The following is a 20,728-nucleotide window of genomic DNA, read 5'->3' on the forward strand; positions in this document are numbered from 1 at the left end:
TGTTTCAGATAAAACCAAGAATTTCCGGTGTTAGACGATGTATTATGTCCTCAATATATTTTTGCGGTATTTTTGGCAGCTTCGTTCCCTCCGCCAGATCATTGATATGGTACAGAGCATCCAGCATCTTCTGTGTCCCAAAGAACGGATAATCCGACCCAAACAATATTTTATCTTGAACCCCATATTCCATCGCAGACACCAGTGCATTGTAAAATTGCCAAGGTCTACTTCCTAAAGCAGAAACATCCATATACAGATTAGGATGCTTGCGCACCAATGAAATACATTCATCAATCCATGGATGACCCATATGTGCCACAATCATCTTCAGCTTCGGAAAAGCACGGGCAATCGGGTCCAGCATCGCCGGCCTTGATGCATCCAGATAACCCTCCGGTACAAAAGAGGTTCCTTGATGCCAAAGAATAGGTACATCTAGCTGTTCTGCTTTGGCATAGAGGGCATAATGCCGGGGATCATCAGGATAAAAATTCTGATAGATAGGCGCAAGCTTCAGCCCTTTTAATCCCATCTCACGGATCGCAGTCTCAAATTCAGCAACACAATCCAGATGATTGGGATCTACGCTCGCAAAACCGAATAACCGATTTGGATCCGTACGACAGTAATCTGCGACATACGCATTCGGTACAACCAGTCCTGTTGCATGCGCTGCCATGGCCAATACGATAGCACCAGAGAATCCTTCCAAATTACTACGATGTTGCTCGGGGGTTGCTTCGATATTCATATTCGGTCCCCAAGCCCGTTTGATCGCCTCATCCGTAGGTCCTGAAACCATTCCCGGTCCAAACAAATGGGTATGACAATCGAAGATCATCCCTACTCCCTCCTATTCGCTAACCATCGTATTTGTAATGGCACCAAGCTTCTCAATCTGCACCGTGACCACATCACCAGCTTGCAAATAGACCTGATCCTCTGGAGGGTAACCCATCACTACGCCTTCTGGTGTTCCAGTCAGGATAATATCCCCCGGCGAAAGCGTTATACACTGGGATACATAGCTGACAATCTGCTTGCAATTAAAAATCATGTCCGAAGTGTTGGAGTTCTGACGCAGTTCACCATTCACCGTGCACTGAATATCGAGCTGATTGGGATCGCCTACTTCATCCGCAGTGACTAAGTAAGGCCCAATGGGTGAAAATTTATCGCAAGACTTTCCCGCTAGCCATTGACTCGTCCGCATCTGTAAATCTCGCGCCGACAAATCATTAGCCGTACAATACCCGAAGACATAATCCAGTGCATCTTCCTCCGTCACATATTTCGCGGTTCGTCCGATGACGATGCCAAGCTCTGCCTCGTAGTCCACCTTCTGGCTGTTCCTCGGAAGCGGAACTTCTGAGCCATGTCCAGTTAGTGTATTGTTAAATTTATTGAACAGGATGGGATATTCGGGAATGGACATCCCAGTCTCTTCCGCATGCCGGCGATAATTAAGGCCAATACAGATGATTTTTCCAGGATCATTAACACAGGGACCGAATGCTAACTCATCTTCCTGCTTCAGCCAGGATGGATTCACTTCTCCTTCAGGCAGCTCATTCACAAAAATCCTCAGTTGGTTAAGTGCATCCTCCCCACCATCAAGCAATTGCTTAACCGTTACTGGAACCTCCGTCCGAGTGGATAATGCAGTCTGTGCCGCCTCAATATCCACCACACCACGGTCGGTTAGAACGCCCATATGATCATCTTCTTTTTGCAAAAAGGTAACTAGCCTCATCTATAACACTCTCCTTCACTTTATGCATTTTTTCCGAAGACAAGGCCACCATCCACATATAGCGGCGAACCCATTACAAACCCAGACTCATCGGAAGCTAGAAATAGTGCAGCTCGTGCCACATCCTCAGGTTTGCCAAGCTCACCGCTAAGCTGTCTACGCTTAATGGCCGCAACCGAAGCCTCTGGATCCAGAGAAGTCTTCAAATAACCTTCTACAAACGGAGTCATAATCGTACCTGGTAGCAGCGCATTTACACGAATGCCGTAAGGTGCATAATCAACCTGCATTGCTTTAGTTAAAGATAGAACAGCTCCCTTAGAAGCACTGTAGGAAGCTCGCTCTGCGACTCCGATTTCGGCGATGCCAGAGGACATATTAATGATAGAACCCTTCTTGGTCTTCATCATATAAGGGAGGACAGCCTTGCAGGTTAAGAACACACCCGTCACATTAACCCGCATGACCCTCTTCCATACTTCCTCGGAAACCTCATGTACCGCACCCACGCCACTGATTCCTGCATTATTAAAGAGCACATCGATACGTCCAAAAGTATTAAAGACTTGATCAGCCATCACGGTAGTACTGCTAGCATCGGTTACATCACAGGGTATGAACATCGCATTTCCACCCGTCGCCTCTATTTCAGTGACAGCGGCTTTTCCTGAATCCTCTTGGACATCGGCAATGATTACTGTCGCTCCTTCTGAAGCGAATAAAGCAGCCGTGCTTTTTCCAATTCCCGAGCCAGCTCCGGTTATTATGATGATCTTATCTTTGAGTCGCATCGCTTCGCCTCCTCATCTTACTCCTTAGCCTGAAAGTTTCCGGGCAGCAAGCCGCTCACTCCGGGCTTAACCATAAACAAACCGCCTGCAAACGGATAATCACGTAACTCTTTCTCGTGCATCCCTATCCTTGCAGTTGTAATGTAGAGTTCCGTTAGATCACTGCCTCCAAAAGTACACGAGGTCACCAGTGGTGCTGGAACTCGAATGAGTCCAAGCTGTTCACCCGTCTCCGGGTTCCAGCGTGATACACAGCCGCCGCCCCAGTGGGCGACCCAAAGCATGCCTTCACTATCTATTGTCATTCCGTCCGGATAGCCAGTCGTTGTAGGAATTTGGAACGCTACTCTTCGGTTACTTATCCTTCCAGACTTTTCCTCGTAATCAAATACATCCACCTGCCTAGTCGGCGTATCAATGTAATACATCTTGCTCCGGGAATAGTCCCAAGCCATTCCGTTCGAGCAGCCGATGCCGGATAACAATTGGTGTGTGAAACCATCAGGCTCCACGACGTAGAAACCTCCGGAATCCGGCGCATCATTGTTCAAGCTTATCGTTCCCACCCACAGTCGGCCTTGTCGATCGCATTTGGCATCATTTAATCGGTTGAGTGGTAGCTCTGCTTCTATCGAAGTCAATAAGACAGGAGAATTCTCAGCTTGAGAGAGATAGACCCCATCCTCCATGGCCAATGCAAGTCCTCCCGCAGTGGTTGGAATAACTGCACTGACCATTTGGTCGAAAGAGCGAACTACTTCACCACCAGTGATCGGGTCGTATATTCTAAGCTTCTTACCCGTTATATCGACCCAATACAACTGTTTGGATTCGGCATCCCAATGCGGCCCTTCACCAAGCTCAGCCTGAGCATCAATCATCAATTCTGCCTGAATTTCTGTAATTTCCAATACGTTCACTCCTTCTTCTATTTACAGCTCACTACCATTAGCCAAATGTCCACCATCCACACGAATGGTTTCTCCCGTTACATAGGAGGCTTCATCAGAAGCCAGAAAAAGAAATACATTGGCAGCTTCCCTTATCGTTGCCGCCCGCTTCATCGGTGTATGCTCCGAATAAGCCGGGAGCTTCGAAGCTTCGCGCAGCTTGCGGTCGAGGGGTGTATCCACAAATCCCGGTGCTACTGCGTTTACCCGGATCCCATAAGCCGCCAGCTCCACTGCCATCGATTCGGTTAGCAGTATAACAGCAGCCTTAGAAGCATTGTAATGCGCGAGCTCCGAGCTTGCTGATAGACCATTTTTGGAACTCATATTTATAATGGCGCCTCCGCCACCCTGAGAAATCATTTGTCTCGCTGCAAGCTGACCTATTAAATAAACCGCCCTTACGTTGATATCAAATACTGCATTCCAATGCTCAACCGAGATGTCGAGAAAGTGTTCACGAAAGGCGATTCCGGCATTGTTCACTACAATATCTATCCCACCGAACCTTTCAAAGGCTCGGGCAACAGATTGTTCTAACTGTGAGACATCGCGAAGATCACATATCTCTACTGCAGCTTTTTCACCATAATCCTTCAAGGTTTCAAGTGCAATAAGAAGCTCACCCTCACTTCCGTCCAGCAACACCACCTGAGCGCCTTCTTCCAGAAATCGATGGGCGATTCCCAGTCCAATTCCTCTTGCTGCACCTGTGATTAGCGCTCTTTTGCCAGCCAGCCTCATGTATATCACTCCCTCGAATCTTGTTCAGAGCACCCCGTATTTATCGTAGACCTGCCGCAAGGTATATCCTTCGAGCAGTTCATCCCGTGTATGATTCTCGCGGGTCACCTTATCCATGGCTAATTGGAACACTTCATCGATGATGGCGCCCGGAATCACAACGATACCATCACGATCACCAAAGATTACATCTCCGGGATGGACCATTACGCCACCGCATAGCACCGGAATGTCATAGTCGATAACAATTCCACGCCCTTGAGAATCAACAGGTTTGGTCCCGGTAGCAAAGACAGGAAAACCAAGCTCCAGAATTTTAGCAGTATCACGGATTAGTCCATCTACAATGGCTCCGCGGCCACCTCTCATTTTGGAAGCCGTAGACAATAGCTCTCCCCACAGTCCGTTCTGCCGCGATTCATTCGTACAGCCGATGACAATCTCACCGGGCTTAACGCTGTCCACCGCCTCAATCTCCTTCGTGTACGGATCTTCCGGCAAATGATGAATATCCACAGACAGAATGGTCTTTGCTCTTCCGGCAACGATCCAGGTAGGATCTATCGGGTTGATATTTTCCCGCATCACCTGATTACGATAGCCCAATTGATCCAACGTGTCAGAGATTACCGCAGAGTAGAGCTTTTCACACATGCTATCGAACAATTCCTGATCCTTCATAGGCGGTTCCATCCTCCTCAAAGTTTTGTGCTTACAGCATCCTCATTTTTTTAAACGCACCGGTTGGCCTGCATGAGCAGATTGATAAGCGGTAAGTGCAACCTCTGTGGATCGGAGCCCATCTATTCCCGAAATCGGTACCTCCACCCCTTCTAGAAGCGCCTGTACAAAAGCCTTTAGCATCAGTTCATTCATGTCATCTCCCCAGAAGGACCAGTTCCCTTTGCCAGATGCTCTTCCGTATACATTGTTTTTTTGGTTAAAAGCATCTATGGAGATGACACCTTTAGTTCCAATGATTTCTAGGGTCACATCCCCCCATGTGGGGAAGCCGGGATTGCGTGACCAGCTAGGATCCAGCACTCCGAACACACCATTCTCAAAAGTTACATGCACCATTCCAGCATCATCGATCATCCGCTTGCGCTCTGAATCAAATAAGGTATCCGCATAGGCATACACCTGTTCTACAGAAGAACCAGAGAACCAGTTCATCAGATCCATCACATGCACAGTGTGATCTAGAACAGCACCGCCTCCCGATAGGGCTTCATCAGAGAACCATCTAGGTCCCGGAAAAGAACCTCTGTTAGTTCCTTTAAAAGCGATAATTTCACCAATATCGCCGCGATCTAGTGATTCCTTAGCCCGAACAACCGGAGTGAGGAAGCGGCAAGGAAAGGCTGTCATAAGCTGTACTCCCACTTCAGAGCAGACCGAAATCATGCGTTCCATTTCTTCCACTGACAGACCTAGCGGCTTCTCGCACAGTACATGCTTGCCCGCTCGGGCTGAAGCGATGGTTAGCTCAGCATGATAGACATTTTCCGAGCAAATAATTACGGCATCTATATTCGCATCTTCCAGAAGTTCCTTGTAGTTAGCATAATAGGGAATCGAATGACGTTCTGCGAGCGCCTGTGTGCGCTCCGGCACCTCATCAGCAATTCCACTGACCGTCACTTCAGACATGTGCAGTAAACTTGCCAAATAGTCAAAAGCATGCGCATGCGCGAAACTGATCATGCCAATATTCAAACGGCTCATTAAATATCCCCCTTCACTTCAAGCTTCACCGGTTGATGGGTCATTGCCGATTGCTGAGCGGCTTCAGCCCAGCGTACAGCTTCCAGCGCATCCTGCGCAGTGACTATCGGTTCTTCCCCACTTGTTAGACAGCTTAGAAAATGCTCCAGTTCCAAATAATACGGATCCTTCAGCAACACACTCGAAGGCGTCTCCACAAATCCCGATGTAGAGCCCGTCGTTATCGACTTGCGAATATGCAGACTTTCGCCATCCCCGGTCCCGCCTGAGATGATTCCTTCCGCATCCGCATATTCAAAAGAGGAATGGAACGGCCCTGGATACCCCCAAAATGCTTCAAGTTGTGCAATGGTTCCATTCTTGAACCGGAAAGTGGCTGAAGCATAATTTATGTCTTCCGACTGGTGCTGGAACGCATATACTTCACGGGCTTCACCAAAAGCCCCACGAATGTAGTCAATGTCGTGAATCATTAAATCCATAATGACGCCACCGCTAAGAAATGGATCCCGAAACCACGCTTGCACGTTTCCGGGATGTGAACCCGCCCGTTTAGCATGGTATATTCCGCCTTGAACACTGCCAAGCTGCATTATTCCCTCCGCAAGCTGTCTATAAGAAGGAAAGAAACGAACGACATGGCCCACAAACAAACGTACACCGCGCTCGTTACAGTAACTAATTGCTTCTTCTGCTTCTTGCGAAGTGAGTGCGAGCGGCTTCTCACAGATCACATGTGCACCATGGTCAGCCGCAATCCGTATCAGTTCTACATGCAAATAAGTCGGCACAGCAATACTGACCACCTCTGGCTTTACCTGCTCGAGCATTTCTTGTACAGATGTAAAATAGCTAACGCCCACTAAAGTTCCTAGCACCTCAGCGGCTTTTTCAACGATGTCACATACGGCGACAAGCTCAGCTTCGGGCATGGACTTGTAGCGATCCGCATGAACAGTCCCCATGCCACCGCATCCAATCACTGCTGTCCTAATCAATACACTACACTCCTTTCAGATTGTGCTTTCCTTTACAGACGAACATCAGCACCGCTTACCCGGCTTTCGTTGGCCGCTTCGATGAAGCGAATCAACTCTAGTGTTAGGGAAGATCGTACTGGTGGACAGTCCCCTCGCGCCATAGCTATAAATTTCTTCAGTAATTGCTGATGTCCTGTGTTGTAATTTGCTCCGAGCGCGTTAATTCCGTTACTCCCCCGTTCACGGTGCAATACGATATAGAAATCAGAGCCGCCTGTACGGTTTCCGCGGATCGTCCCGATTCGCCCGTCCTTCCACTGGCCGACTACCCATTCTTGCGTATCGTTACTGACAGCACGTACGCAATGGCAACCTTCTCCAAGGGCGGCATATAACATCTCAGCAGCGTGTATGCCATACCAGAATAACCCCGGTTGTTTCGGCTGTAGATCGAGTGGTCCAGTGCAATCCGCACCTAGAATAGCACCTGCACTTTCATCCTCTAAGAGGGCTACCAGCGGTCCACCGAAACGTAGCATAGAGCTGGAGAAAAATGGCGTTCCATACCTCTCCGCCAATTCCACAATCACCTTCGCATCTTCAGAAGAAACCGCTAACGGCTTGTCAATGAATACCGGCTTTCCGTAAGGAGCCAGCACCGCAAATTGTTCCTTGTGCACTCTCCCATCTACAGAAGTCAATAGAATCGCATGGGATCTCTCCGCAACTTCTTCTATAGAATCGAGCAATTCAACCCCATAGCGCTCCTGCAATTCACTGCAAATCGGTCTCACACGTGAATAGCTTAGCTCGAAATCAAGAGAACCCCCCGGATAACCGCAGTGTAACCTGCCACCCGGAATATAAAGCGGATGAGATTCATCATTTAGCAGCGCCGCGAAAATCCTGCTATGCGAAGTGTCCATTCCTACCATACCGATCTGCAGCTCTTCCATTTCAACAACACCTCTTATTCGGTTGACAGCCCCATGGAGTGATCTACTTATTTAAGAATTAAACGTTCTTCTCTGAAACGCTCAAGTAGTTCCATGTATTCTTTTCCCACTTGTTCGATGCTGTAAGCAGTTCTAGCTTTCTGTTCTCCCAATGACTTCAAACCTTCCCTCAGACTATTCTGCTCCAGCAGTGCGCTCAATCTGTCCACACACTCCTCTTCATTGCCTGATTCGTATAGGGAAACACTTAACGGACCATCCAATAATTCCGGCAACGCCCCTACACGCGGAACCACTACCGGACACCTGCAGGCCATCGCCTCCAGTACGGTCATCCCAAAAGATTCATTGGTCGTGGTACTAATATATAACCCACCATTCTGCGCAACCGATGAATAATAGCGATGCATCTCATCGTAATCCACTTTGGGAATCCACTTGAAATGCTTAATCCCCTGCTGTTCTACCTTTACCATCAGCTGTTTCTTGATCTCGTCGGGAGCAGTATATCCCCCAACAAGCATAAATTGCAGCTCTGGCATCTTGGCATTCAGCTTTCCAGCAATGTTCAAATAGGACGACCAGTTCTTGTGATCATCCAGTTTACCCACCCACAAAATAGTGGCAGGCTCCTGCTCAATACCCGCTTCATATCGGAACAAATCGGTATCCAGGCAATTATTAATATGATATGCACCCGCTATGCCGATACCGTCCAAATAATCCTTCATGTAAGCGGAGGGAGTGATCACATAGTGAAAAGGCAAACTATCTTTCGTTGCGGCCAACTTCTGTAAGGGTTCGGAATAGGTGGTATGTACCTCATGAATAATAACCTTTCCCTCTTGTACAGGCCCAAGTGCTTCATACAGCTCGTAAGTATCAATAGTAATAATGACATCGAAATCATAGACTTCCATGTAGCTCTTAATCTCTTCAACCGTCCCCAGAATTCGGACATGCTCGTATCCATCAAAAGCGCTTGCCCCGCCGTAATCTTCCAAAAAAGCAAAATGCACTTCCGAGTGGTGCCGCAAAAATTTAAGTCTATTTGCAAGTTGAGTGGTTACCCCACCTAGAATACAGAATTTATAAAAATATAAGATTCTCATCATCCCTCACCCTTCGCCAAGGATAGTGCAGACCTTACTTGTGCATCCGATACAATGCTGTAGTTCTTGCAAAAAATAGATCACCCTCACGGTCCATTGCCAGCAGCCGCGCATCGTCATCCAACACCTCAAGCTCCTCATTCCGCATATTAAACTTGAACAAGCGATTCATCGACACGCCGTACAACATGCCTTCCTTATAAAGCAGTTCATTACCACTGCGCCAAAAATGAGTCACTACATTCCAGTCCATGGGGAACAATGAGTAAGTCTTTATAGTTTGCTTCAGCTGTGGATCGAACCGAAATAACTTACCTGCCGTCAAACCCCAAAGATACCCTGCATCATCTAGAACCAAAGCAGAAATAGCCCTTTCCCCTTGCACAGGTACGCCTTCCCATACTTTGCAGCGCTTCTGCATATCCCAAATCATTAGAGACGCATCTGCACGCTGAGGAGCAATTCCAAGTCCACCCCAAACGGACCCTCCAGCGAACAACAGCTGATCACTAATCGCCAAGGAAACAACACTCTGCTGCGACAAAAGATTTCTAAACACCTCACGCGCACCACTCGCAGGATTGTACAGCGTCAATGCTCCTCCATGTCGACCATAAGAAGGAACCGTTCCAATTGCCAGCTCTTCTCCTGTCCAAGCCCAAGCAAAAGGGCGGTCCTGCTCCTCTTCCTGCAAGGAAAATAGCAGCTCTGGATTCTCTCCCGGCTTCCAGTCTTCGTCTGGATCATACTTAAAAATATTCGCCCGCGGGTAAACGCCTAGATATAAACAACCACTTCCAGCTATCATACCTTCCGTCTGACCAATCCCACGATAAGAAATGATCTCGTTGGTTACCTTATCGAATCTGGCCAGCCCACCTGCGAAATACCCTCCGATGTAGAGAGTATCATCAGGTCCGTAGGTCATGGACTGCAAATGGACCGATTGACCTTGCAGACCGAAGTCCATCACCATATGTCGATCCGTCGTTGGATCGTAAATCCAGCAACTCCCGTCCCTGTATACACCGGTTAAACAGCGCTTTTTCCTATTTAGAGCATGGTTATTCAGCCAGCCATAATCACCTGCCGGCTCCGGCATTGCTAGCGAAGTAACGAACAGACTTCCAGTTCGGATATCATAACGCTGCAAATAGTCATCTTTAATGAAGTACACATTTCCCAGCTCATCCGGCGGCGAAACACTAAGGCCACTCACATAATCCAAAGTGTCGCCCCATTCCTGCAGTTCCAGATCATAAATATACAACCGTGCAGAAGGTGTGATTCGAGCAAAAAGCTTGCCCTGAACGATGTTCAAGTCATAAACCAGTTGCTCGCCTTTACATTCATCTGGTAGCCTGATTTCCGAGCGTTCTCCCGTCTCCGTATCTAGTACAACAATATGCGGGGTTTGTGTACCAACTCCCACATAGAGCTTACCGTTCCACGCTTCCATAGAACGCGCATACTGTTCTCCAGCTACCATAGCACCGTAATCCCTAAACACTCCTGTCACTGGGTCATACTGGAACACTTTCCCCCCAGGATAACATCCCCCATAGATCCTGCCTTGCGTATCTGCTGCCAACCGCCACGTATAGAATTCACCGGGAATCATCTCACCCAGGTTCTCCACACCATTCTCATGAGTGTACCTGTACAAAATGCCACTTCCCCCGATATACACTCCGCTGGTTGTTAAGACTACACCCCAGCAATGATCCGAGCCTTCCAGCGCATAACGTTCCACTGCTTGTTCACCGCTCGGGTCTAGAACAAATAAGATACAAGGACTTCCGGAAGAAACAGCGTAGATCCGGTCTGCCCCTTGCCATGTTCCATAAGCTGAGGCCCAAACCGCCAGACCGTTCAGTGGTTCACCGATCCGCAGCGCCTTCATCTGCTCCCGCCTTCTTTCGTCAGCTGTTCCTTCACCTTCGTTTCACATCCAGAGACTGCTGCAGGATAAGCTAAGACCGCTCCCAACAGATCCACGGGGTCCTCTGCATAACGCCGAAAGGCTTCTTCACAGCGTTCGACCGGGAATATCGCGCTAATCAACGGCTTCACCTGAATGTCCCCTTCAGAGATTAACCGAATATATTCAGCCATATTACGACCTTCCGTCCATCGCACGTAGCCGTAAGGATAGTCGATCCCCTTCCGCTCATAGATAGGATCATATCGTCCGGGACCTCCGGCTCTAGAAATCAGCACTTGGGCTTCCTTACCGAACATCAGATCACGAGAGAAATCAGGCTTAACATCTCCAACCAACAGTACCTTGCCGCGATCCCGTACCCACTCTAGCGCTTGATCAATAAGGTCTCCGGTTTTACCGCCGGCGCATACAATGACTGCATCTGCTCCCATGCCCTCCGTCAGGTTAGCAAGATGTTCCTTAACCTTCTCCGGGCTAGTAGCAATATGTCTAATTCCAAGGCGCTCAGCCATCTCACAGCGCTCTGTAAGCAAATCATAGACGATCACTCGGCATCCTGCCGCCTTAGCAATCTGAGCAATCAACTGCCCAAGAATTCCGGCACCGATCAGCACAAGTGTCTCCCCAAACTGCGTTGCAACCTGCCTTACTGCATGTACTGCAATGGCTCCAAGTCCTACTGTTGATGCTTCCTCCGAACTAACATGGTCAGGAATGGGTACCATCAGATGCTGAGGCATTAGCAGCCATTCTGCATGCTTTGCATAAGGTCCGCCGTAACAAGCTACACGAAGACCCTCTGGCCAGTGTTCCATTCCTTTCCCACGTGTTCGGATTACACCCGCTGCACTGTATCCAAGTACAATTTGTTGCGTACGGTGCAGGCCATTCATCATTATTTCCGTTCCGGGGCTAATCGCCGAATATTCAGTCTGGACTAGTACAAATCCATCTTCAATGACTGGTGTTAGAACATCCGACATGCGAATCTGTCCTTCCTGAGATATTACCGCCTTCATATGTCTTCTCCTCCCGACTGCTTCAGAAACAATTCCGTCACATGCAGCATCTTCTCTATCGCTGTTACTCCTTCAACGCACCAATCATTACGCCTTTTACAAAATATTTCTGCAAAAATGGATAGATCATTAGAATGGGAACGGTAGCAATGATAATCGTAGCGAATTTAATAGATTCACTAATACGAAACACCTCATCTTGGGTAACGCCGGCCAGCATATTTTGCGCAGAGGATTGAATCAGGATTTCCCTCAATATCAATTGAAGCGGGAACAAATTCCGATCCTGTAAATAAATCATGGCCGAGAACCAACTGTTCCAGTGGCCTACCGCATAGAAGAGGGTCATCACCGCTAGAACCGGCATGGAGAGCGGAAGTACGATCCGCAGTAAAATTCTGAAATCGTGGGCGCCGTCTATCTTGGCAGACTCTATCAAACTATCAGGGATAGACTGAAAAAAGGTCCGCATCACTATCAAATTGAAGGCACTAACCGCTCCAGGCAACAGCAGCGCCCACCGCGTATCATACAAGCCAAGCTCACGGACATTCAGATACGCAGGAATTAGACCACCACTGAAAAACATCGTGAACACTATGAAAGCCATAATGACATTTCTCCCCTCCAGATTCTTTCTGGACAGAGGATAAGCACCAAGTGTAGTTAGTACCAGATTAATTAACGTACCGACAATTACATAAAAGAAAGTATTTCCGTAAGCCGTCCATACTCGCGTATCCTCAAATACCAGCTTGTAAGCATCCAGATTAAAGCCGATCGGAAAGAAGCTTACCTTCCCCGCAGCAATAGCATGAGCATCGCTGAATGAGGAGACCAGCACGTACCACATCGGGTACAGGAACAGGAAAGAACACAAGATTAGAAACAGCACATTGCAGCTGTCGAAAATGATTTCACCCATACTCCGTTTCACAACCATTGTCTACCCTCCTAAAAATCGTACAAAACTCGTATCGGAAGCTTATGCTCACCATAGGCTGCTCTCAGTTGTTTTCCGGCTGATACGGTTGGCTAGAACGAGTAATGTGAAGTTAATTATGGAATTGAATAATCCTACTGCGGCAGAAAAACTGTAATTTGCCTCCATCACACCTCGTCTATAAACAAATGTTGAAATAACATCCGCAGTTACGTACGTTCCAGGATTGTAAAGCAATATAATTTTGTCCCAGCCCACATTCAGCAGGGTACCCACATTCAGAATCAAGAGGATTAACACCGTAGGCAGAATCCCAGGCAGCGTTATATTCGTTAGCTGCTTCCATCGCCCTGCACCATCTACAACTGAAGCCTCGTACAGGCTCGGATTGATGCCAGATAAAGCAGCTAAATAGATAATTGAGTTCCAGCCCAGGCTCTGCCACATGCCAGAACCTACATAGATCGTTCGAAACCATTCCGGCAGAATCAGGAACTGAATAGGCTCCGAGATCAGGCCGATGCCAAGCAACAGGCTGTTAATAATGCCTCCGGGCTTGGTGAAATCAATAATCATCCCGCAGATAACGATCAGCGAAATAAAATGCGGCAAATAAGACACGGTCTGCAGAAAGGACTTCAGCTTTTTGAGCCGCAGCTCATTGAGCAGCAGTGCAAAAGCAAGTGAAGCAGGAAAAATGAAGATGAGTGAGTAGAAACTCATTAAGAAGGTATTTTTAAGCAGTCTGAGAAAATAATAGCTTTCGAAAAACTTTTCGAAATTCTTGAAGCCCACCCAAGGACTATCCGTGATCCCCAAGTAGGGGTTGAAATTCTTAAAGGCAATGATCGCTCCATACATGGGCTTGTATTCAAAAATCAGAAAATACAAAACCGTAGGAAGGAGCATGAGATAAAGATAGCGATTGGAGGCTATCCGCTTCCAGGGAATCGGACTCCTCTTGACCGGAAGCTTCCTGCTATCAACTTTAGCGACTTTTACAGGTACAGCCATATAGTTCTCCTCTCCCGGACACTGGCGTTAGTCATAGCTGTCATGTGGCGAGCGGTCACAAAGCACTCTCTGAACCGCTCGGCCCACGACAACCTCCTCACAAGTTGAATCATTTCCCTTTAAATCGCTCGTATGCAACCTGATACTCTTTTAACACATCGTTAATTCCCATCTTCTCAAGTTGCTTCATTACTTTGTCATAGTCCTCAATCTTTTGGCGCCCCATGATCATGGCATTGATTGTTTCGGCTACATAGGTCTGAATATCGGCCATCAAAGGAACAACTACATCGTTTTCCTCTGTTGTGAATTGGACTGGAGGCAACTTGCTATCAAAATCGATATAGTCACTATATAACTCGAGCGGATTCTCCGTTTGCCCGTTAGCTTCTCGGATTTGTTCAGCATATCTGGTATCCGCTACCGTAGCCCAGCTTCCGCCCCCGATCGTATGGTTCAGCAGCTCTTGCGTATTCGTGAGGCCATTGGTCGGATGAGTTACTTCTTTCTTATAAATCGGTTCTCCGTTTACCAGATCATATGACTTGCCTTCAACCCCAAAGTTGTTCAGCAGAATGCCTTCTTCTGAGTATTGGTAATCCAGCCATTTCATCACTTCCTCAGGATGTTCCGTCCGCGAGGAAACCGCTAATCCGTGTGCTGCTGCCTGCCAACGGAAGGAGACATGACGTTGATCACCGTTCGGTCCTTTAGGTGGAATGGCTGGTGCAATTTTGAAGGTTGGATGTTTGCCCTCCATTAGGGTAGTAAAGTTCCCCATGTAGGAGCCAGACCAGCCAAACCATGCCCCTGCCACATCGGTAGTCACCTTCTCAGTCAGCGTCTGGAATGTGGTATCTACCAGATAGTTCGGGTCAAGCAATTGTTCATCGTAAAGACGGTGCAGATAGGTTACGACATCCTTGAATTTAGGATCATTCGGGCCATATTTTACTTGGCCATTATCCACGAAGAATCCGTAATCGACGCCAAAGGCAGGCGCGAATAACATCATGATATTTTCCAAGTTGACTGTGACTAGTGGAATTTCATCCTTCTTGCCGTTTCCGTTGGCATCCTGCTCCCTAAAAGCCTTGAGCATGTTATACCAATCTTCGGTAGTTTCCGGCATAGACAGACCCAGCTTATCGATCCAGTCTTTCCGTACTTGCGGGAACATTTGAGTGAGATCCTGTGAATCAAGAACGAGATTAGGCAGGTAAAAAATGTGGCCTTCAGGCGAAGTAATTTGTCCCCGGATATCCGGGTTGTCGTCGAGGATTTTCTTGAAGTTTGGCGCGTTTTTCTCAATTAAATCTTCCAGAGGAAGCAGCGCGCCTTGTGTACCATATTTTCCGGAATCCGTGCCCCATAGATCATTGTAGATAATGTCCGGCAGCTTACCAGATGACATCAATAGGCTAAAGGCTTCCGCACTGGCTTCCGTACTATGCTGAAAGTCAATATGAATGTTAGTGTTCTCTTCCATTTGCTGAAAGGATAATTTCTCATTAAAATTAGTTCCTCTGAAATTGCCGCCGCTGGGTGACCAAAGTGACAGTTCAAGCTTATCTGAAACAATCGGGAGCTGCAGACCACCTACTGTTTTACCTTCCTTAGCGGGAGCTTGCGTAGCCTTCTGAACTTCCGCAGTAGGATCTGCGGTATTGCCCGTCTTAGTATTCGAACCGCCGCAAGCAGATACGAGTGTAACTAATGACAACAGGACAGGCAGCAGCAGAACTAATTTCCTTTTAGCAACATTCATAATTCAACCCCCTATTAATAACTAAAAAATAAGATAATCATTATGATATATTCACTAACATCAATCAGAAGGAATCAAAGATACATTAATAAATTTTTAAATGAGTCATCTCTCTGAAAATTACCTTTTATAGGGGATATCCTCCTTTCAACTGCTTTTTTTCTACTTTAATTAGACGAAAACATCTGTTCTGACTTCTTTTTGATTTATATTTCAGAGTAACAGATCTCATATTTCGCTAATCTGATATACATCTGATGTATTTTATTATATTTTCCAGCCTACATGATGTCAATATAATAATAAGAAATATCTCTAATAAGTGTAATCTTATATAACATGTACCTGTCGCAAAATGTTGAAATCCCTCAAATTTAATAGAAAACGCTTACAAAACCACTCGTGTTTAACTGCTTTAAATAAACCATCTCTGATCTCATACAGATTAGGCACAATATACAACTTCTGCTTGCTTTTATTTAAAAAAATGCGTAATAATGGCCCACCAGCACCATTATCACGCTTTACTGATATTCTAAAGAGAACAGCCTTCGCAGAAAAACACCTTTTAAACCTTCTGATCGGCAGCATCCTGTTCCGAGATTAAGAGACTCAATTCCTCATGAAGCGTTTCCTCATCAATCATCTTTGACCAATAAGCGTTCAACAATTTACGAAAGCTTTTTAGAACGGCTATAGGAAGTCCTAAATCTTTAAGGTAGGAGAAGGTTGGAAATAGCTCTCTGTACATCAGATATCTCGAAGGACGATTCAAATGATCCGCCGTACTCATCTCAGCGATCCGCTTTCGAGCTGGAATACTTACTGTGCGTTCCCGAATAATTTTCTGCGCTTCTACGGAAGCAAGGAAGTTAACGAATTGACGAGCCGCTTCCTTTTGTCGTGAATTCCCGACCACAGCCGCTCCGATCGTGACCAGTAATGTCTTCTGCGGATCTTTTGTTTTCAGCCTAGGTAACGGAGCAAGATCATAGTCCAGCGTTAAGGCCTTGAATTCATTTAAATTAAAAAAGGTCGTCAGAATCATAGAAACTTGTTCTTGGACAAACAAAGAAATCGTCTCATCCTCATGATTGCCAGCAAGATATTTAGGGAAAATCTGATGGTTGTTCACGAGACGGCTATACACACTGAGACTATTTGCCGTCTCCGGACTAAGTGTACGGTGTTCGGTCCCGTCTACCACGGTTTGAATCCCGCTCTGCAGCAGGAATACAGAATAACGGTTCTCGGAAGCAGGCACAAAATAAATAGCATGGCGTCCACGTTTCTCTGCCAACTGACGAGCCGCCTCAATCAAGTCATCCCAGGTCCAATAGCTATCCGGCTCAGGAAGATCTGCTTCCCGAAAATGCGCCTTGTTGTAGCACAGCACCACGGGGGAGAAGGAAATCGGATAAGCACACAACTGTTCTTCATGATAGAAAGCTTCTGTCGCGATTGGATATAATTCAGGATCAGGATCAAGCGATTCCAGCAGCTCAGCCGAGCCATTTTCAGCCATTTCCTGAAATTGCGTGCTATTCAGCGATACGGCATCAAGCATCCCATTATTGATCATCTCTACGGCAGAATTCACATGGTCAAAATCATTTAGCGCCAGCGGAAGAATATGAATACCGGGATGCAGTCGATGAAATTCACCAATTAGATCATCCAGCAGAAAGTCCTTGGACAGCGAGGCACTGCAGCCAAAATGAATACGAATTCTCTCCTGCACAGACTCCATAACCTTGCTTCCGACACGGTCGATTTTGACGATAAGGCCTTCTTGGACTAACACATCCAGCCCTCTTCTGACCGATTTATTGCTTAACTCAAATTGCTTGGCTAGCATACTCTCTGCTGGCAGATAAGCACCTGGCTGTAGCACTCCACTTAGGATATCCGTTCGAATCTTACCCACCATATGATCCAGTCGCTCTCGGAAGGAATGACGACCTGATTTATTATTCATGTACAATTCTCCCCGAAAAATTCAAATTTACATCATCTCCCTCTTATTTTGCGTCAACTCTGAATTGAAGTCAAATGGAAATTCCAGCAAATGCCATAAGAAAAGCCACCTGATTAGAGGTGGCAAACTTCCAAATTATCTATACGTAGGAGATTTCGCTATGCTAATTGTGTAATAACGAGATGAGCTGAAACAGATCTTGTTCCTCCAGCAAGAGGAGTAATAGTAAGTGCGGTGGAATTGCCAGCAGGATTCCGAACTGTCAGTATGGTGTTAATGACCGTTGTTTGCACTATAGCCATTTCTACGATTTCTGATGTACCTGTCGCACGTCCAACTACCGTATAGGCCAGATCTGCGCCATTAAGAGTCAAGATGAGTTGGCCTGCTTCGGTTACACTAACCTGAAACAACACCTGATAAGTCCCTATTGCCGCTAAATTAAAAGAACTAGGGCCCGTTCGTGCAATCGTCGTCCCGCTGGTAGGGCCATTTTGAGGAAAACTCACGTCTGTGCCCGGTGCTACAGTTGCTGCATTATCAGGGGGCATCAGGGCAAAAAAATCAGCAAAACCCAATACTCCTCCTGCTGCTCCGGTCGCTCCGGTTGCTCCTGCGACTCCTGTCGCACCGGTTGCTCCGGCCGCTCCTGGTGCCCCGGTTGCTCCTGCTGCTCCGGCTGCTCCTGGTGCTCCGGTTGCTCCGGCTGCTCCTGGCGCTCCTGGTGCTCCGGTTGCTCCTGCTGCTCCGGTTGCTCCCGCTACCCCTGGCGCTCCTGCCGCTCCAGTTGCCCCTGTCGCTCCCGCTGCTCCCGCGGCTCCCGGTGCTCCTGCCGCTCCGGTTGCTCCCACTGCCCCCGGTACCCCAGGTGCTCCAGTCGATCCGGTTGCTCCTACAAAACCTTGTGGTCCTATTGCTCCTGCAGGACCAGGTAAACCTTGCGATCCCTGAGGACCTACGACTCCTTGTGTACCCGGCACTCCTTGCGCACCCTGAGGACCAACGGGTCCCGCTACACCCTGTGGACCCATTGCTCCCGCTGGCCCAGGTTGACCTTGCGGTCCTTGGGGTCCTGGGGGCCCACCGGCGGGACCTTGAGGTCCTTCTGCTCCTTGAATTCCTCGTGCTCCTTGGGGTCCTGGTACTCCTTGGGCCCCTTGTACTCCTTGGATTCCTTGTGCTCCTTGAGGTCCTGTAGCACCAACGACTGTTGGAGTGGTAACGTTCACTTCAGGCGGAGGACATGTGACTTGTACAATCTTCTTAATAACTTTTCGACGATGTTCTTTTCTTTTTCTTTTCGAAGGATATACAGTGGCGATTTTTTTCTTATGACATTTTTTATCGTCTGGACAACTCAATACGTACACCTCCCTATAAAGATAGTTCAGTGTACGCATCTTATTAATTTTAGTCATGGACCAATAACTAGTTTTCGCTAGACTGGAATCTATATCCAGAAAAAAGGGCTATAATTATAGGGTGCCGCCCTTGAGCATACTACAATGTCCACACCAACTTGGATTGCTTTTCGTATTTTATTACTAGGACAACTGACACTTCCCTATTAGACCCATATCTATGATTTGGGTCTTTTTTTATTTTTACAAATCATCCCTCAAACTCAGTTTATATCGCTTAATTCGCTTTCTGATTTCATAAAAACAGCCCCCAAATCCTGGGGGCTTCTAACTATTAATTATTATATTTGATCAGCAGGCTTACGAATCGCATTGCCCACCTTCACAAGAATATCAGACATCGAAGTCTCATCATTTACATCATAATCATCAATGTTCAAACGAAGCACTGGGCAAGCTGTAAACTCATTGATCCATTTCGAATATCTGCCATGCATATGCTCCCAGTAGGAAACATCCGTTTGAATTTCCATCTCGCGGCCACGTTCATTAATTCGGGTCAGGATGGAAGGCAGGCTGCCTTCAATATAAATCAGCACATCAGGGTGCGGGAAGTACGGCGTCATAACCATAGCTTCATACAAGCTGGTGTAGGTTTCATAGTCTGTTTTGGACATCGTACCTTGATCCGCATGCATTTTCGCAAAAATACCGGTATCTTCATAGATGGAACGGTCCTGAACAAAACCACCGCCGAGTTCGAACATCTTCTTCTGCTCTTTGAAACGTTCAGCAAGAAAATAGATTTGCAAGTGAAAGCTCCATCTCTCAAAATCATGATAGAACTTTTCGAGATAAGGATTGTGATCGACCTGCTCTAGCGAGGTTTGAAAATTAAGTCTTTTGGCCAAGGCGCCTGTTAAAGTGGATTTCCCCACCCCGACAGTTCCAGCCACGGTAATTATGGCATTTTCCGGGATATGATATGAATTCATTTCATTAGCTCCTTTATATAAGAGACAATTTCAGTGAAGTGTTCTGGATTCTCCACGAAATCGACTGCATTTCCATCAATGGTAATAATAACGGTCGAAGGCTCCTGAATCGCAAGAGCGGCCATCGCGTCATCATAATCTTTAATTAATTGCTCCAAATACGCAGTATCCATCCCCTCTTCAAAGGGCCGTCCACGTTTTTCAATTCTGGTTAATAACGTATCTAAATCGGCTTTAATATAGAGAATAATATTTGGCTTTGGCAAGTCATCCGTAAGCACATGATAAATTTGACGATACTTTTCACGTTTCGTTCCATTCAGCGTTCGTTCTCCAAAGATCAGGTTCTTATAAATATGGTAATCCGAAATGACCGGGATCCCTTTATCTATGTATTGTGTTACGGTATCTTCAAGCTGTTTATACCGATTACAGAGAAAAAACATCTCCAGTTGAAAGCTCCAATCGTCCATGTTCTCATAAAATTTAGCTAGAAACGGATTCTCATCGACAATCTCTTTAATGATCGGTAAATTTAACTCCTCTGCTAGCATAGACGCTAATGTTGTTTTTCCAGCCCCGATTGGGCCTTCCACTGCAATAAACGGTGCATGTCTCATTGACGCTGACTTCCTCCTCAGATACGAACCTTTCAATAGCTAATCAAGCATAAACGCCTTCGGCGTCT

The 20,728-nt window shown here is 46.9% G+C and carries 19 protein-coding genes; all 19 read right to left on the reverse strand.

The features are described from left to right. Nucleotides 1–4: 4 nt before the first annotated feature. The 19 genes from NSQ29_RS17250 to NSQ29_RS17340 all read right to left on the reverse strand — a co-directional run bounded on the left by NSQ29_RS17250 (nt 5) and on the right by NSQ29_RS17340 (nt 20,660). A complete protein-coding gene (locus NSQ29_RS17250) occupies nt 5–844 on the reverse strand; it encodes an amidohydrolase family protein (RefSeq protein WP_341125667.1) in 840 nt (279 codons plus the stop codon). Nucleotides 845–856: 12 nt separating this feature from the next. Beyond that, on the reverse strand, nt 857–1,756 hold the full coding sequence (locus tag NSQ29_RS17255) for a fumarylacetoacetate hydrolase family protein (protein WP_341125668.1): 900 nt from the start codon (nt 1,754–1,756) through the stop codon (nt 857–859). A gap of 20 nt (nt 1,757–1,776) precedes the next feature. Beyond that, nucleotides 1,777–2,547 carry an SDR family NAD(P)-dependent oxidoreductase gene (locus NSQ29_RS17260; RefSeq protein WP_341125669.1) on the reverse strand — a complete coding sequence of 257 codons (771 nt, stop codon included), beginning with the start codon at nt 2,545–2,547 and terminating at the stop codon, nt 1,777–1,779. A 17-nt stretch (nt 2,548–2,564) separates the two neighbouring features. Continuing rightward, on the reverse strand, nt 2,565–3,458 hold the full coding sequence (locus NSQ29_RS17265; RefSeq protein WP_341125670.1) for an SMP-30/gluconolactonase/LRE family protein: 894 nt from the start codon (nt 3,456–3,458) through the stop codon (nt 2,565–2,567). Between the two features lie 21 nt (nt 3,459–3,479). After that, entirely contained in the window at nt 3,480–4,241 is a 762-nt protein-coding gene (locus NSQ29_RS17270) for an SDR family NAD(P)-dependent oxidoreductase (protein WP_341125671.1), read from the reverse strand. A 24-nt stretch (nt 4,242–4,265) separates the two neighbouring features. Continuing rightward, the gene (locus NSQ29_RS17275; protein WP_052404229.1) at nt 4,266–4,922 is read right to left on the reverse strand and encodes an RraA family protein; all 657 of its coding nucleotides are present in this window, start codon (nt 4,920–4,922) and stop codon (nt 4,266–4,268) included. A gap of 42 nt (nt 4,923–4,964) precedes the next feature. After that, entirely contained in the window at nt 4,965–5,969 is a 1,005-nt protein-coding gene (locus NSQ29_RS17280; RefSeq protein WP_341125672.1) for a Gfo/Idh/MocA family protein, read from the reverse strand. Then, complete coding sequence (locus NSQ29_RS17285) at nt 5,969–6,967, reverse strand: Gfo/Idh/MocA family protein (protein WP_341125673.1); 999 nt, start codon at nt 6,965–6,967, stop codon at nt 5,969–5,971. Before NSQ29_RS17285 ends, NSQ29_RS17280 begins: the two co-directional genes overlap by 1 nt. Nucleotides 6,968–6,999: 32 nt before the next feature. Further along, entirely contained in the window at nt 7,000–7,905 is a 906-nt protein-coding gene (locus NSQ29_RS17290; RefSeq protein ID WP_341125674.1) for a Gfo/Idh/MocA family protein, read from the reverse strand. A gap of 47 nt (nt 7,906–7,952) precedes the next feature. After that, a complete protein-coding gene (locus tag NSQ29_RS17295) occupies nt 7,953–9,020 on the reverse strand; it encodes a glycosyltransferase family 4 protein (RefSeq protein ID WP_341125675.1) in 1,068 nt (355 codons plus the stop codon). Nucleotides 9,021–9,051: 31 nt separating this feature from the next. Continuing rightward, nucleotides 9,052–10,920, reverse strand: coding sequence for a WD40 repeat domain-containing protein (locus NSQ29_RS17300; protein WP_341125676.1), 1,869 nt, complete (start codon nt 10,918–10,920; stop codon nt 9,052–9,054). Continuing rightward, nucleotides 10,917–11,981: a zinc-dependent alcohol dehydrogenase gene (locus NSQ29_RS17305; RefSeq protein WP_341125677.1), complete on the reverse strand. Its 1,065-nt coding sequence runs from the start codon at nt 11,979–11,981 to the stop codon at nt 10,917–10,919. Before NSQ29_RS17305 ends, NSQ29_RS17300 begins: the two co-directional genes overlap by 4 nt. 64 nt (nt 11,982–12,045) lie before the next feature. Next, on the reverse strand, nt 12,046–12,924 hold the full coding sequence (locus tag NSQ29_RS17310) for a carbohydrate ABC transporter permease (protein WP_042126182.1): 879 nt from the start codon (nt 12,922–12,924) through the stop codon (nt 12,046–12,048). A 48-nt stretch (nt 12,925–12,972) separates the two neighbouring features. Continuing rightward, the gene (locus NSQ29_RS17315; RefSeq protein WP_341125678.1) at nt 12,973–13,938 is read right to left on the reverse strand and encodes an ABC transporter permease; all 966 of its coding nucleotides are present in this window, start codon (nt 13,936–13,938) and stop codon (nt 12,973–12,975) included. A 109-nt stretch (nt 13,939–14,047) separates the two neighbouring features. Then, nucleotides 14,048–15,706: an extracellular solute-binding protein gene (locus NSQ29_RS17320; RefSeq protein WP_042186709.1), complete on the reverse strand. Its 1,659-nt coding sequence runs from the start codon at nt 15,704–15,706 to the stop codon at nt 14,048–14,050. Nucleotides 15,707–16,274: 568 nt separating this feature from the next. Next, nucleotides 16,275–17,684 (reverse strand): extracellular solute-binding protein, encoded by a 1,410-nt coding sequence (locus tag NSQ29_RS17325; protein WP_341125679.1) that lies wholly within the window; start codon nt 17,682–17,684, stop codon nt 16,275–16,277. 158 nt (nt 17,685–17,842) lie between these two features. After that, nucleotides 17,843–19,045, reverse strand: a complete 1,203-nt coding sequence (locus NSQ29_RS17330; protein ID WP_341125680.1) for a collagen-like protein — start codon at nt 19,043–19,045, stop codon at nt 17,843–17,845. Nucleotides 19,046–19,386: 341 nt separating this feature from the next. After that, nucleotides 19,387–20,040: a deoxynucleoside kinase gene (locus tag NSQ29_RS17335; RefSeq protein ID WP_341125681.1), complete on the reverse strand. Its 654-nt coding sequence runs from the start codon at nt 20,038–20,040 to the stop codon at nt 19,387–19,389. Further along, nucleotides 20,037–20,660, reverse strand: a complete 624-nt coding sequence (locus tag NSQ29_RS17340) for a deoxynucleoside kinase (RefSeq protein WP_341125682.1) — start codon at nt 20,658–20,660, stop codon at nt 20,037–20,039. Before NSQ29_RS17340 ends, NSQ29_RS17335 begins: the two co-directional genes overlap by 4 nt. Between the last annotated feature and the right edge of the window lie 68 nt (nt 20,661–20,728).

The sequence above is a fragment of the Paenibacillus sp. FSL F4-0236 genome (assembly GCF_038000135.1).
Taxonomy (GTDB): domain Bacteria; phylum Bacillota; class Bacilli; order Paenibacillales; family Paenibacillaceae; genus Paenibacillus_AQ.